The sequence below is a fragment of the Azospirillum formosense genome (assembly GCF_040500525.1).
Classification (GTDB): domain Bacteria; phylum Pseudomonadota; class Alphaproteobacteria; order Azospirillales; family Azospirillaceae; genus Azospirillum; species Azospirillum formosense_A.
Window position 1 is genome coordinate 13,600 of record NZ_CP159402.1, and the last position, 13,823, is coordinate 27,422.

At 68.6% G+C, this 13,823-nt stretch carries 12 protein-coding genes; 10 read left to right on the forward strand and 2 right to left on the reverse strand.

Translation table 11 applies throughout. The features are described from left to right. Positions 1-21: 21 nt before the first annotated feature. Positions 22-1,230: a class I SAM-dependent rRNA methyltransferase gene (locus ABVN73_RS00070; RefSeq protein WP_353858388.1), complete on the reverse strand. Its 1,209-nt coding sequence runs from the start codon at positions 1,228-1,230 to the stop codon at positions 22-24. A 116-nt stretch (positions 1,231-1,346) separates the two neighbouring features. Further along, complete coding sequence (locus ABVN73_RS00075) at positions 1,347-1,877, reverse strand: hypothetical protein (RefSeq protein WP_353858389.1); 531 nt, start codon at positions 1,875-1,877, stop codon at positions 1,347-1,349. A 246-nt stretch (positions 1,878-2,123) separates the two neighbouring features. On the opposite strand from ABVN73_RS00075, the gene ccoN reads away from it, so the two are divergent. From ccoN to ABVN73_RS00125, 10 genes are all read left to right on the forward strand, one after another. Then, a complete protein-coding gene (ccoN, locus tag ABVN73_RS00080; RefSeq protein ID WP_109069277.1) occupies positions 2,124-3,620 on the forward strand; it encodes a cytochrome-c oxidase, cbb3-type subunit I in 1,497 nt (498 codons plus the stop codon). A gap of 19 nt (positions 3,621-3,639) precedes the next feature. Beyond that, positions 3,640-4,380 (forward strand): cytochrome-c oxidase, cbb3-type subunit II, encoded by a 741-nt coding sequence (ccoO, locus tag ABVN73_RS00085; protein ID WP_114861498.1) that lies wholly within the window; start codon positions 3,640-3,642, stop codon positions 4,378-4,380. 13 nt (positions 4,381-4,393) lie between these two features. Further along, positions 4,394-4,555: a cbb3-type cytochrome c oxidase subunit 3 gene (locus tag ABVN73_RS00090; RefSeq protein ID WP_014238792.1), complete on the forward strand. Its 162-nt coding sequence runs from the start codon at positions 4,394-4,396 to the stop codon at positions 4,553-4,555. Positions 4,556-4,558: 3 nt separating this feature from the next. Continuing rightward, positions 4,559-5,446 carry a cytochrome-c oxidase, cbb3-type subunit III gene (gene ccoP / locus ABVN73_RS00095; RefSeq protein WP_353858390.1) on the forward strand — a complete coding sequence of 296 codons (888 nt, stop codon included), beginning with the start codon at positions 4,559-4,561 and terminating at the stop codon, positions 5,444-5,446. A 294-nt stretch (positions 5,447-5,740) separates the two neighbouring features. Continuing rightward, positions 5,741-7,276, forward strand: coding sequence for a cytochrome c oxidase accessory protein CcoG (gene ccoG / locus ABVN73_RS00100; RefSeq protein WP_353858391.1), 1,536 nt, complete (start codon positions 5,741-5,743; stop codon positions 7,274-7,276). A 46-nt stretch (positions 7,277-7,322) separates the two neighbouring features. Next, positions 7,323-7,847, forward strand: coding sequence for a FixH family protein (locus ABVN73_RS00105; RefSeq protein WP_353858392.1), 525 nt, complete (start codon positions 7,323-7,325; stop codon positions 7,845-7,847). Positions 7,848-7,895: 48 nt separating this feature from the next. Then, complete coding sequence (locus ABVN73_RS00110) at positions 7,896-10,364, forward strand: heavy metal translocating P-type ATPase metal-binding domain-containing protein (RefSeq protein ID WP_353858393.1); 2,469 nt, start codon at positions 7,896-7,898, stop codon at positions 10,362-10,364. After that, the gene (ccoS, locus tag ABVN73_RS00115; protein ID WP_236778217.1) at positions 10,318-10,455 is read left to right on the forward strand and encodes a cbb3-type cytochrome oxidase assembly protein CcoS; all 138 of its coding nucleotides are present in this window, start codon (positions 10,318-10,320) and stop codon (positions 10,453-10,455) included. The genes ABVN73_RS00110 and ccoS overlap by 47 nt, the downstream gene beginning before the upstream one ends. Positions 10,456-10,662: 207 nt before the next feature. Then, positions 10,663-11,325 carry a cyclic nucleotide-binding domain-containing protein gene (locus ABVN73_RS00120; protein ID WP_247895594.1) on the forward strand — a complete coding sequence of 221 codons (663 nt, stop codon included), beginning with the start codon at positions 10,663-10,665 and terminating at the stop codon, positions 11,323-11,325. 218 nt (positions 11,326-11,543) lie between these two features. Next, positions 11,544-13,814 carry an NADP-dependent malic enzyme gene (locus ABVN73_RS00125; protein ID WP_353858394.1) on the forward strand — a complete coding sequence of 757 codons (2,271 nt, stop codon included), beginning with the start codon at positions 11,544-11,546 and terminating at the stop codon, positions 13,812-13,814. The last annotated feature ends 9 nt before the right edge of the window (positions 13,815-13,823 follow it).

Genomic DNA, 13,823 nt, shown 5'->3' on the forward strand with positions numbered 1-13,823 from the left:
GCGCCCTCGTGGCGGTCGCCCTCAGTCCAGCTGCATCACGATGGCCTTGAGATAGGCCGACTCCGGCAGATGCGGGTGCACCGGATGGTCCGGCCCCGCCCCGGCGCTGCGCAGGATGCGCCCGGTCCGCCCGGCGTCGTGCAGGCCGCGGGCGACCTGCTCGGCGAAGGTCGGCGGGTCGACGTTGTGGCTGCACGACGCGCAGAGCAGGAAGCCGCCCGGCGCCGTGATCTTGGCGGCCAGACGGGTCATCTTGCGGTAGGCGCGGCACCCGACGGCGAGGTCCTTCTTGGACTTCACGAAGGCCGGCGGGTCGGCGATGACGACCTCGAACTTTTCGCCCTCGGCGTTCAGCCGCTCCAGCTCGTTGAAGGCGTCGGCGCGGCGCGCCTCGAAGCGGTCGGCCACCCCGTTGGCCTCCGCGGCGCGGGTGGCGTTGTCCAGCGCCCCCTGCGAGCGGTCGACCGACACCACCGACGACGCGCCCTCGACCGCGCAGAGCACGCCGAAGCCGCCGTTGTAGCTGAAGAAGTCGATGGCCCGCTTGCCCTTCGCCAGCTTGGCGATGAAGGCGCGGTTGTCGCGCTGGTCGTAGAACCAGCCGGTCTTCTGCCCGCCCAGCGGATCGGCGAAGAAGGTGGCGCCGTTCTCCTCCAGCCGGATCGGGCCGTCGATCTCGCCCTTCACCAGCCGGCTTTCCTCCGGCAGCCCCTCCAGCGCGCGCTGGGTGCTGTCGTTGCGCAGGATGACCGCGCGCGGGGCCAGCACCTCGTCGATGGCGGCCAGGATGGCGTCGATGCGCTGGTCCATGAAGACGCTGTTGGCCTGCACCGTCACCACGTCGCCGTAGCGGTCCACGATCAGCCCCGGCAGCCCGTCGGCCTCCGCGTGGACGACGCGGTAGTAGGGCCGGTCGAACAGCGCGTCGCGCATCGCCACCGCGCGCTTCAGCCGCCCGGCGAGGAAGGCGTGGTCCACCACCGTCGCCGGGTCGCTGGACAGCATCCGCGCGGCGATCAGGGTGTGCGGGTTGAAGGTGGCGATGCCCAGCGGGGTCCCGCCGGGGTCCAGCAGGCGCACCGGGCTGCCCGGCGGGATGGCCTTGGCCGCCGTGTCCATCTGGACTTCGTTGGAATAGACCCAGGGGTGGCCGTGCAGGACGCGCCGCTGGCGGCCGGCCTGCAGATGGATCGCCCGGTACTTGACGGGGGTGGTGGGGGTGTCGGTCATGATGGCGCATCCTAGCCGCTCGCGCCCGCCGAGCAAACGGTCACGTCGCCGGAGTCGTGGGAAACGGCAGACGGATTCGTTGGACGGGACGGGGCGCCCGCCCGTTCCGGCGCGGCTTACGGGATGCCGAGCGGGCTTTCCGCCTGCGACCGATGCGCGCGGTTGTCGTTGGCGCCGTCCATCGCCTTGCACAGCCGCAAGGTTTCCGTGCGGTGCCCGTCCTGGTGAAAGCAGGTCAGCAGGGACCCGCGCGACCCGGCCGCCCCGGCCAGCAATTCCGGCAGCGAGGTGTGGATCGCCGTGCATCCGTGGCTGCGCGCCAGCCGGTCCATCGCGCGCAGCAAAGTCTCCGCGGGGCCGGTCATGTCGAACAGGTCGAGCACGACGAAATTCTCCACGGCCAGAATTCGGCCATGGCACAGATGCTCCGCAATAGCGTATGAGAAAAGCCCATGGAGGTACCCCCGTGCGTTCTGCACGGTCATGATGCCCGACGGCGTCGCGGGGGTATCAACCGGCCCGATAAGTGCTGCGGCAAATGCGCGCCATTGCTCCACCGGCAAGTCCGGGAAAATGGCCCGCACCAGCGGATAGGCCTGGTCGATCTGACGCTGACCGAGAGGTTTCGCGATGAAGCTTTCGTCCATGCCCGTCCGACCGCGTGAAGGACGGTGAACGATGGCAGGCACCGGTAAGACCGGTCGTTGACGTAGATCAATGTTGCAAGGTCCACCCCTACACATATTGGGATTATTGGAGGCAGGCGCAACCGGCGTCCGCATAAGAAGTGCATCGTATGTGAACCTGCCCCCCTCCTTAACAGTACGTACCCAGCGGTGGTGCAACCTCAGAGGGAGCGGCCCGAGCCGCCCGGGGCAAACGGGAGAGATTGAATGACATCAGCGACTCTGACGCCAGGGGCCGCCCTGGGCAGCCAGCGGGTGTCGGAAAATGTGCGTTACTACGAAGACGCCGTCCGACTCTTCGTCATCGCTGCAGTGTTCTGGGGCGTCGTCGGCTTCCTGGCCGGCGTCTTCATCGCGCTGCAGCTCGCTTTTCCGGCGCTGAACCTCGGCCTTGAGTGGACGAGCTTCGGGCGCCTGCGGCCGGTCCACACGTCGGCCGTGATCTTCGCGTTCGGCGGCAACGTCCTGTTCGCCACCTCGCTCTACTCCGTGCAGCGCACCAGCCGCCAGTTCCTGTTCGGCGGTGAGGGCCTCACGAAGTTCGTCTTCTGGAACTACAACATCTTCATCGTCCTGGCGGCGCTCAGCTACGTGCTCGGCTACACCCAGGGCAAGGAGTATGCGGAGCCGGAGTGGATCCTCGACCTCTACCTGACGGTCATCTGGGTCCTCTACGCCATCCAGTTCATCGGCACGGTGATGACCCGCAAGGAGTCGCACATCTACGTCGCCAACTGGTTCTTCATGGCGTTCATCCTGACCGTCGCGATCCTCCACATCGGCAACAACGTCAACGTCCCGGTGTCGCTGACCGGGATGAAGTCCTACCCGTTCGTCTCGGGCGTGCAGAGCGCCATGGTGCAGTGGTGGTACGGCCACAACGCGGTCGGCTTCTTCCTGACCGCCGGCTTCCTCGGCATCATGTACTACTTCGTTCCGAAGCGTGCGGAGCGGCCGGTCTATTCGTACCGCCTGTCGATCGTGCACTTCTGGACGCTGATCTTCCTCTACATCTGGGCCGGCCCGCACCACCTGCACTACACGGCCCTGCCGGACTGGGCGCAGACGCTGGGCATGACCTTCTCGGTCATGCTGTGGATGCCGTCCTGGGGCGGCATGATCAACGGCATCATGACCCTGTCGGGTGCCTGGGACAAGCTGCGCACCGACCCGGTCCTGCGCTTCCTCGTGACGTCGGTGGCCTTCTACGGCATGTCGACCTTCGAGGGCCCGCTGATGTCGGTGAAGCCGGTCAACGCCCTGTCGCACTACACCGACTGGACGATCGGCCACGTGCACTCCGGTGCGCTCGGCTGGGTGGCCTTCATCTCCTTCGGCGCGATCTACTATCTGGTCCCGGTCCTGTGGAAGCGCTCGCAGCTCTACAGCCTGCGTCTGGTCAGCTACCACTTCTGGACCGCCACCATCGGCATCGTGCTCTACATCACCGCCATGTGGGTGTCGGGCATCATGCAGGGCCTGATGTGGCGCGCCTACGACAACCTCGGCTTCCTCCAGTACTCGTTCGTCGAGACGGTCGCGGCCATGCATCCCTTCTACGTGATCCGTGCTCTGGGCGGCGTCCTGTTCCTGGCTGGTGCCCTGATCATGGTCTACAACCTGTGGCGCACGGCCAAGGGTGACGTCCGCATCGAGAAGCCCTATGCCTCCGCCCCGCACAAGGCGGCGGTCGGTGCGGCCTGACGCCGGAGGAACTGAGAAAATGGCTGAGCAAAAAAAGGGCTTTAGTCACGACACGATCGAGCGGAACACGCTTCTGCTCATCGTCCTGATCCTGATCACCGTGTCGATCGGCGGCCTCGTCCAGATCGTCCCGCTGTTCACGATCGAGTCGACGATCGAGAAGGTGGATGGGGTCCGTCCCTACTCGCCGCTCGAGCTGGCTGGCCAGAACATCTACTTCCGCGAAGGCTGCTACAACTGCCACAGCCAGCAGATCCGTCCGTTCCGCGACGAGGTGGAGCGTTACGGTCACTACTCGCTGGCCGCGGAAAGCATGTACGACCATCCCTTCCAGTGGGGCTCCAAGCGCACCGGTCCGGACCTGGCCCGCGTGGGCGGCAAGTACTCCAACGACTGGCAGGTGGCCCATCTGGTTGATCCGCGCGCCGTGGTGCCGGAGTCGATCATGCCGGGCTACGCCTGGATGAAGGACCGTCCGCTGAAGTACACCGACATCCAGGATCACATGAAGACCCTGCGCATCGTCGGCGTCCCCTACACGGACGAGCAGATCGCCAGCGCCAAGGCCGACCTCGAAGCGCAGAAGAACCCGGACGCCGACACGGCCGGTCTGATGAAGCGCTACCCGAAGGCCGTCGTGGCCAACTTCACGGGCAACAAGGGCGTCACCGAAATGGACGCGCTGGTGGCCTACCTGCAGGTCCTGGGCACCATGGTGGACTTCACCAAGTACCAGTCGCCCAAGCAGCTCCAGCAGTAACCGGGAGGGATCCATGGACTTGGATTCGATCACTGTCGCCCTGCGGTCCTTCTGGACCGTCTGGCTGGCCCTGCTCTTCACCGGCATCGTGGTCTACGCCATGTGGCCAGGCAACCGGGGCAAGTTCGAAGACGCCTCCCGGATCCCGCTCAAGGAAGATGGTCAGGAGTTTTAGGCCATGGCACAGAAAGAAAAGGACGCCCTGTCCGGCGTCGAGACCACCGGCCACGAGTGGGACGGCCTGCGGGAGCTGAACAACCCCCTGCCCAAGTGGTGGCTGTACATCTTCTACGTCTGCATCGCGTGGTCCCTCGTCTACTACGTGCTCTACCCGGCGTGGCCGCTGGGCAAGAGCTACACGAAGGGCCTGCTCGGCTACTCGCAGCGCGAGGAGCTGGTGCAGAAGGTCGCCGACGGCAAGAAGGCCCAGGAAAAGTACCTGACGGCCATCGCGGCGACCTCCGTCGAGGACATCCAGAAGAACAAGGACCTCCTTGCCTTCGCGATGGCCGGCGGCCGCTCCTACTTCAACGAGAACTGCGCGGCCTGCCACGGCGCCGGCGGCCAGGGCGCCAAGGGTTTCCCGACGCTCGCCGACGACGTGTGGCTGTGGGGCGGCACCACCGCCGACATCTACAAGACCATCCAGCACGGCATCCGTGCGGATGACGGCGACACCCGCGGGACGGTCGGCATCGGCATGACCGCCTTCGGCCGGGACGGCATCCTGAACCGCGAGCAGATCGGCCAGGTCGCCGAGTATGTCCTGTCGCTGAACAAGCGCTCGACCGACGCCGCCGCGGCGGAAAAGGGCAAGACCGTCTATGACGAGAACTGCGCCGCCTGCCACGGCGACAGCGCGCAGGGCTCGGTCGCGGTCGGCATGGATGTCGGCGCTCCGCCGCTCGTCACGGCCAACTGGCTGTACGGCGGCGACAAGGCCACGCTGGTGGAGACCATCACGAACGGCCGCGCCGGCGTGATGCCCGCTTGGTCGAAGCGTCTGGACGACGCGACGATCAAGTCGCTGGCCGTCTACGTCCACAATCTGGGCGGCGGCAAGTAAGCCGTCCGGACGGGAGGGACCGGCCGGGGAGGGGGACGCCCCCCCGGCGGGTCCGCCGGACTTCGGTGCCGGGGAGGCGACTCCCCGGCATTTTTCTTGTCCGGACGGCTTGTCTTCCGAACCGCGGCGGGGCCGCGGGAAGGGCGGACGCCGCCGGGCGCCCCCCCCCGAATCCTTTGATCCAGCGCAATGCCCCTGTGACGTTCTGCCGCCATAGTCCCCTCGCCACCGCCGAACCATGTCGGCATGGCCAAGCCGCCCGAGCGGCGGACGCCAGACGAAGAAGGCGAGGTCATGAGCACGACCACCGAACAGCCGCCCCGAAGCGATGCCTCGGAACGCTTGGCCCCGGCCGCCGGGGATGCGCCCGCCGCCGCCCCCCCGAAGGCGCCGCGCCGCGCCGCGCGCTCCATGTACCAGAAGCACGCCAAGGTCTATCCCAAGGCGGTGCACGGCACCTTCCGCAGCATCAAATGGGCGGCGCTGGCGGCCCTCCTGGCGATCTACTACGTGCTGCCCTGGGTCCGCTGGGACCGCGGGCCGAACGCGCCCGACCAGGCGGTGCTGCTCGACCTCGCCAACCGCCGCTTCTACCTGTTCTTCGTCGAGCTGTGGCCGCAGCAGATCTATTACCTGACCGGCGCGCTGATCCTGGCGGCGCTGGGCCTCTTCCTGGCGACCTCGCTGGCGGGCCGCGTCTGGTGCGGCTACGCCTGCCCGCAGACGGTGTGGACCGACCTCTATGTCTGGGTCGAACGGCTGGTCGAGGGCGACCGCGGCGAGCGCATCCGCCTCGACCAGGGTCCCTGGACCGCCCGGAAGGCCGGGCGCAAGGTCCTGAAGAACCTGATCTGGCTGCTGATCGCCCTGGCGACCGGCGGCGCCTGGATCTTCTACTTCACCGACGCGCCGACGCTGCTCGGCGAGATGCTGCGCTTCGAGGTGTCCTCGACCGCGCTCGGCTTCATCGGCCTGTTCACCGCCACCACCTACCTGCTGGCCGGCTTCGCGCGGGAGCAGGTCTGCACCTACATGTGCCCGTGGCCGCGCTTCCAGTCGGCGATGATCGACGAGGACAGCCTGATCGTCACCTACCAGGACTGGCGCGGCGAGGGCCGCAGCCTGATGCGCAAGTCGCAGAGCTGGGAGGAGCGCAGGGCCGAGGGGCTGGGCGACTGCATCGACTGCTTCAACTGCGTCCAGGTCTGCCCCGCCGGCATCGACATCCGCGACGGGCTGCAGATGCAGTGCATCGGCTGCGGCCTGTGCATCGACGCCTGCGACGAGATCATGACCAAGGTCGGGCGCCCGACCGGCCTCATCAAATTCGACACCCAGACCAACCAGGTGGCCGTCGCCACCGGCGGCCGGCCGGTGCCCTTCCGTCTGCTGCGCCCGCGCACGATCCTCTATTCGCTGATGATGCTGGTCATCGCCGGCGGCATCGGCGTCGGGCTGCTGCTGAAGCCGGGTCTGGACATCAGCGTCCTGCGCGACCGCGCCCCGCTGTTCGTGGCCCTGTCGGACGGGTCGGTGCGCAACGCCTACACCTTCAAGATCTCCAACATGACCCGCGACCCGCGCGCCTACACGCTGGCGGTTTCCGGGGTGGCGGGGGCCAGCCTGTCGGTGGCCGGCGACGGCCAGGACGAGCAGGCCGGCACCCAGCGCCTGACCGCCGGTCCGGACATGGTGGCGACCTACAGAATTTTCGTGACCGCGCCGCGCACCGGTTTGCAAGGCGCCTCCCAGCCCCTTACCTTCAGGCTTACCTCGGCCGATGGTGAGGTGGCGACCTATGACTCCGTCTTCATGGGGCCGGCCAACTGATCCGGGCCGGCTCTTCGCGCTGCATTCACCAAAGGTCAAGACGACGATGACGCTGTCCACCGACGCCGGAACCCGCCGCACCCCGCCCCGCCGGACCGGCCGCCAGCCCGGCTGGTACATCCCCTGGATCTTCGTGGCCGGTTTCGCCGTCGTGATCGCGGTCAACGGCGTGATGCTGCACTTCGCCCTGTCGAGCTGGACCGGCGTCCAGACCGAGCAGCATTTCATGAAAGGCCTGAAGTACAACGAGGATCTGGCCGGCGCCCGCGCCCAGGCCGAGCGCGGCTGGAAGGTCACCACCGACTTCACCGCCACCGAGGCGCAGAAGGGCATCCTGGCGCTGACGCTGCACGACAAATACGGCAACCTGCTGAAGGACGCCGAAGTCAAGGTCGCCTTCATCCGCCCGACCAGCGAGGGCCACGACGTCCGCCTCGACCTGCCCTATCTGGGCGAGGGCCGCTTCGCCGCCCCGGTCTCGCTGCCGCTGCCCGGCCAGTGGGACCTGCGCGTGGAGATTCATCACGCCACCGGCGACTACCAGGACGAGCAGCGCCTCTTCGTCAAGTAAGCGCCCCGTCCCCAACGCAACCGCACACCAGCACACGGGTTTCGTGACATGACCGTCTGCCTCCACTGCGGGCAGGAGCATCCCGAGGGCACCGGCACCACCGCCTCCGACGGCGCCGGCCCCTTCTGCTGCACCGGCTGCGCGGCGGCCTACGACCTCGTCCGCGGGCTCGGGCTGGAACGCTATTATGAACGGCGCTGCGTCGATCCCGCCGCCCGGCCCCTGCGCCCGGACGGCGAGGCGCCGCCGCTCGACTACGCCCCCCACGCCAAGCCGGGGGCAGACGGCACCGCCTCGCTGCATCTGATGATCGACGGGCTGCAATGCGCGGCCTGCGTCTGGCTGATCGAGACGGCGCTGGCCCGCCAGCCGGGGGTGACCCACGCGCGGCTGAACATGACGACGCGCCGCCTGTCGGTGACGTGGCGCGCGGCCGAGACCGACGCCAACACGGTCGTCGACACCGTCGCCCGCATCGGCTACCGCGCCGTGCCCTTCGATCCGGAGCGGCTGGGCGACGCGCAGCTGAAGACGGAGAAGGAGCTTCTGCGTTCGCTGGCCGTCGCCGGCTTCGGCGCCAGCAACGTCATGCTGCTGTCAGTGTCGGTGTGGGCCGGCCACGCGACGGGCATGGGCTCCGCCACGCGCGACCTGATGCACTGGCTGTCGGCGCTGATCTGCATGCCGGCCATCGCCTACGCCCTGCGGCCCTTCGCGCGCTCGGCCTTCCAGGCGCTGCGGCGCGGGCGGACGAACATGGACGTGCCGATCACCATCGGCGTCCTGCTCGCCACCAGCATGAGCCTGTTCGAGACGATCAACAGCGGCCAGCACGCCTATTTTGACGGCGCGATGATGCTGCTGTTCTTCCTGCTGATCGGGCGCTATCTCGACCAGCGGGCGCGCGGCCGGGCGCGCTCGGCGGCGGAGCAGCTTCTCGGCCTGCACGCCACCTCGGTGACCGTTCTGAACGAGGACGGGCGCAGCGCCATCGTCCCGCCGGACCAGGTCAGCCCCGGCTCCACGATCCTGGTGGCGGTGGGCGAGCGGGTCGCGGTCGACGGCACGGTGGCCGACGGCGTGTCCGACCTCGACACCGCGCTGATCACCGGCGAGACGGTGCCGGGCAGCGTGCGCCCCGGCGACCGCGTGTTCGCCGGCATGCTCAACCTCACCGCCCCGCTGCGCGTGACCGTCACCGCGGTGGGGGAGGGCACGCTGCTGGCCGAGATCGTCCGGCTGATGGAGGTGGCGGAGCAGGGCCGCGCCAAATACGTCGCCATCGCCGACCGCGTGTCGCGCCATTACGCCCCGGTCGTCCATGTGGCGGCGCTGGGCACCTTCCTGGGCTGGCTGCTGCTCGGCGGGCTGCCCTGGCAGGATTCGCTGATGAACGCCGTCGCCGTGCTGATCATCACCTGCCCCTGCGCGCTGGCGCTCGCCGTGCCGGTGGTGCAGGTGATCGCCAGCGGGCGGCTGATGCGGCAGGGCATCCTGCTGAAGACCGCCACGGCGCTGGAGCGGCTGGCCGTCGTCGACACGGTGGTCTTCGACAAGACCGGCACGCTGACCGAGGGGCGGCCCGTCCCGCAGCTCGACGGCGTGGCCGAGGACGACCTGCGCCTCGCCGCGGCGCTCGCCGGGGCCAGCCGCCACCCGCTGGCCCGCGCCCTGACCCGCGCGCTGCCCAATGTTCCCGTCGCCTCCGGCGTGCGCGAGGTCCCCGGCGCCGGCCTCGCCCTGGATGGTTCTGGCGGGGAGATCCGGCTGGGCAGCCGCGCCTTCACCGGTGCGCCGGACACGGCGGAGGACGCCGCCGGGCCGGAGCTGTGGCTGGCCCGCCCCGGCGTTGCCCCGGTGCGCATCACCTTCCTCGACGCGCCGCGCGCCGACGCGGCGGCGGTGGTGCGCGGGCTGAAGGCGCGGGGCCTGGACGTCCGGCTGCTGTCCGGCGACCGCCGCGGCGCGGTGGCCGCGGTGGCCGCGCAGCTCGGCATCGAGGACTGGCGGGCCGGCCAGACGCCCGCCGACAAGACCGCCGTCCTGGACGCGCTCGCCGCCGAGGGCCGCAAGGTGCTGATGGTCGGCGACGGGCTGAACGACGCCCCGGCGCTGGCCGCGGCCAGCGTGTCGATGTCGCCCTCCACCGCGGTGGACGTCAGCCAGACCGCCGCCGACGTGGTGTTCCAGGGCCGCCGCCTGCGCCCCATCCTGGAGGCCTTCGAGGTGTCCCGCCGCTCCGGGCGGCTGGTGCGCCAGAATTTCGCCATCGCGCTGGTCTACAACCTGTTCGCGGTGCCCATCGCCATGGCGGGCATGCTGACGCCGCTGCTGGCGGCGCTGGCCATGTCCTCCTCCTCCCTGATCGTTATCGCCAACGCCCTGCGGCTCAGCCGCGGCGCGGTGACCAAGGACCTGACCGATGACCGAGCTTCTCTATCTGATCGCGATCGCGCTGAGCCTGGGGCTGATGGGCCTGGGGGCGTTCCTGTGGGCTCTCAAGTCCGGGCAGTTTGACGATCTCGACGGGGCGGCCCACCGCATCCTGTTCGACGACGAGCCGCCGCGCCCGAACGCCGAGCCGCCGAGCCCGCCGAAGGGGCGTTGATCGACGGCTCGGGGCAGCCGCTCTTAAGGCGTGGCTATGGCAATTCGGCCACGGCCCCTGCGAGCACCGTTGCGAAACAGACCGAATATGACGATTATGGGGACGTTGTACGGCTAAGGGCTGGGTCATGCCATGCCACCCTTTGACATGGGACGCGCCCGCGAAAAGGGCGCGGCGAGTGAGATGAATCCCTGTGGGGCCTGTCCCGTGCGCAGTCTGACCGTCTGCGCCGCCCTGGACCCCGAGGAACTGCGCCGTCTCGCCGACATCCTGCAGACCGCCCGCGTCGAAGCCGGACAGACCCTGTTCAGCGAAGGCGACGCGGCCGACGCGCTCTACAACGTCACCGCCGGCACCGTGAAGCTCTACAAGCTGCTCCCGGACGGGCGCCGCCAGATCACCGGATTCCTCGTCACCGGCGACTTCCTGGGGCTGGCCGTCAACGACAGCTACGCCTACACCGCGGAGACGGTCACGGCGGCGACGCTCTGCCGCTTCCCGCGCAAGAAGATCGACGCGCTGATGGACGAGTTCCCGAAGATGCAGCGCCGTCTCTTCTCCATGGCCTCGAACGAGCTGGCGGCGGCGCAGGACCAGATGCTTCTGCTCGGCCGCAAGACGGCGAAGGAGAAGATCTGCTCCTTCCTGCTGATGCTGTCCCAGCGCGCCGCCCGGCGCGGGCACAAGGAAAATCCCGTCTACGTGCCGATGAGCCGGGCCGACATCGCCGATTACCTGGGCCTGACCACCGAGACGGTCAGCCGCACCTTCACCCAGCTGAAGACCGCCGGGGTGATCTCGCTGCAGGAAGGCAACAAGGTCCTGATCAGCGACATGGACGCCATCTACGACATGGCCGAGGGCTGCTGAACCTCTTTCCGGACACGAAACGATGCCTTCGGCCGTCGCTCGTGATCTGATATGTCGTATTCCAGGAAAAATTCGCATCTTTCGTGCGATCCCGCTCTGGCGGGATGCGCCCGCGCGGGCTAACATCCGCCGCCCGACCGGCCGGAACCGAAAACAACAACGACGGCCGGCCCAAAGAAGAACGGCTGCAACAGCCTACGCTCAGGAACCGAACCCCGATGACCGAACCCGATACGAAGCGCGTCACCGACGAAGAAGCCCTTCTGCTGCACTCCTCCGGGCGTCCGGGCAAGCTGGAGATCGCGCCCACCAAGCCGCTGACGACCCAGCGCGACCTGTCGCTGGCCTATTCGCCGGGCGTGGCCGTTCCCTGCCTGCGCATCGCCGAGGACCCCAGCACGGCCTACGACTACACGGCCAAGGGCAACATCGTCGCCGTCATCTCCAACGGCACGGCGGTGCTGGGGCTGGGCGACCTCGGCGCGCTCGCCTCCAAGCCGGTGATGGAAGGCAAGGCGGTGCTCTTCAAGCGCTTCGCCGACGTGGACGGCATCGACCTGGAGGTCGACACCAGGAACGTCGACGAGTTCGTCAACTGCGTCCGCTTCCTCGGGCCGAGCTTCGGCGGCATCAACCTGGAGGACATCAAGGCGCCGGACTGCTTCATCATCGAGGAGCGCCTGCGCGAGCTGCTGGACATCCCCGTTTTCCACGACGACCAGCACGGCACCGCCATCATCGCCGCCGCCGGACTGATCAACGCCTGCGACATCACCGGGCGGAACCTCAAGGACGTGACGATGGTGGTCAACGGCGCCGGGGCGGCGGGCATCGCCTGCGCCGAGCTGTTCACGACCATGGGCGTGCCGCGCGAGAACATCATCCTGTGCGACACCAAGGGCGTCGTCTACCGCGGCCGCACCGACGGCATGAACCAGTGGAAGTCGTCCTTCGCGGTGGAGACGGACAAGCGCACGCTCCAGGAGGCGGTCGCCGGCTCCGACGTCTTCGTCGGCCTGTCGGCCAAGGGCGCCATGACGCCGGAGATGGTCAAGTCGATGGCGGCCAAGCCGATCATCTTCGCGCTGGCCAACCCCGATCCGGAGATCACCCCGGAGGAGGTGAAGGCCGTCCGCTCCGACGCCATCGTGGCGACAGGCCGGTCCGACTACCCGAACCAGGTCAACAACGTCCTGGGCTTCCCCTACCTGTTCCGCGGCGCGCTGGACGTGCGGGCGACCACCATCAACGAGGCGATGAAGGTCGCCGCCGCCAAGGCGCTGGCCGCCCTGGCCCGCGAGGACGTGCCGGACGAGGTGGACGCCGCCTATGCGGGCCGCCGCCTGCGCTACGGGCCGGAATACATCATCCCGGTGCCATTCGACCCGCGGCTGATCGTGACGGTCCCCGCCGCGGTGGCCCAGGCCGCCATGGAAACCGGCGTGGCGCGCAAGCCCATCGTCGATCTGGCGGGCTACCGGAACGCGCTGCGCACGCGGCTCAACCCGACGGCGGACAGCCTCCAGCTCATCCTGGAGAAGGTGAAGGCCAACCCGCGCCGCGTCGTCTTCGCCGAGGGCGAGGAGGAGCGGACGATCCGCGCCGCGCTCGCCTACCGCGCCGCCGGCTTCGGCACGCCCGTGCTGATCGGGCGCGAGGAGGTCATCAAGGAGCAGCTGGCGGCGATGGGCCAGTCGGGCGTCTCGCTGGAGATCCACAACGCCCGCGTCTCCGACGCCAACCGCCGCTACAGCGACTATCTGTACCGCCGGATGCAGCGCCGGGGGGCCCTGCTGCGCGACTGCCAGCGCATGGTGAACCAGGACCGCAACGTCTTCGCCGCGCTGATGGTGGCGCAGGGCGACGCCCACGCCATGGTCACCGGCCTGACCCGCACCTTCGGCGTGGCCTTCGAGGAGATCCGCCGGGTCATCGACGCCAAGGCGAACGAGCCGGTCTTCGGCCTGCACGTCTTCCTGACGCGCAACCGCACGGTGCTGATCGCCGACACCACGGTGCATGTCCGGCCGAACGGCCAGACGCTGGCCGACATCGCCATCGGCGCCGCGGCCAAGGCGCGCCAGATGGGGCACGAGCCGCGGGTGGCTCTGCTGTCCTTCTCCAACTTCGGCCAGCACCCCCACCCGAACACCGACCCGCTGCGCGAGGCCATTTCCATCCTCGACAGCCGCCGCGTCGATTTCGAGTATGACGGGGAGATGTCGGCGGACGTGGCGCTCGACCACCAGCTGATGAAGCGGGTCTACCCGTTCTGCCGGCTGTCCGGCCCGGCCAACGTCCTGATCATGCCCGGCCTGCATTCGGCCAACATCACGGCGAAGCTGCTCAACAAGATGGCCGGCGGCCAGATGATCGGCCCGCTGCTGATCGGCTTGGACAAGCCGGCGCAGATCGTCACCATGGGCGCCTCGGTCAACGATCTGGTCACCGCGGCGGCGCTGGCGGCCCACGACTCGCTGCCCTGGTGAGCGGAGGAG

Coding starts and splice junctions, on each gene's coding strand:
- ABVN73_RS00090 (WP_014238792.1), top strand. CDS start 4,394: ATGGACTTGGATTCGATCACTGTCGCCCTGCGGTCCTTCTGGACCGTC.
- ABVN73_RS00105 (WP_353858392.1), top strand. CDS start 7,323: ATGACGCTGTCCACCGACGCCGGAACCCGCCGCACCCCGCCCCGCCGG.
- ccoP (WP_353858390.1), top strand. CDS start 4,559: ATGGCACAGAAAGAAAAGGACGCCCTGTCCGGCGTCGAGACCACCGGC.
- ccoS (WP_236778217.1), top strand. CDS start 10,318: ATGGGCCTGGGGGCGTTCCTGTGGGCTCTCAAGTCCGGGCAGTTTGAC.
- ccoG (WP_353858391.1), top strand. CDS start 5,741: ATGAGCACGACCACCGAACAGCCGCCCCGAAGCGATGCCTCGGAACGC.
- ABVN73_RS00125 (WP_353858394.1), top strand. CDS start 11,544: ATGACCGAACCCGATACGAAGCGCGTCACCGACGAAGAAGCCCTTCTG.
- ABVN73_RS00110 (WP_353858393.1), top strand. CDS start 7,896: ATGACCGTCTGCCTCCACTGCGGGCAGGAGCATCCCGAGGGCACCGGC.
- ccoO (WP_114861498.1), top strand. CDS start 3,640: ATGGCTGAGCAAAAAAAGGGCTTTAGTCACGACACGATCGAGCGGAAC.
- ccoN (WP_109069277.1), top strand. CDS start 2,124: ATGACATCAGCGACTCTGACGCCAGGGGCCGCCCTGGGCAGCCAGCGG.
- ABVN73_RS00075 (WP_353858389.1), bottom strand. CDS start 1,877: ATGGACGAAAGCTTCATCGCGAAACCTCTCGGTCAGCGTCAGATCGAC.
- ABVN73_RS00070 (WP_353858388.1), bottom strand. CDS start 1,230: ATGACCGACACCCCCACCACCCCCGTCAAGTACCGGGCGATCCATCTG.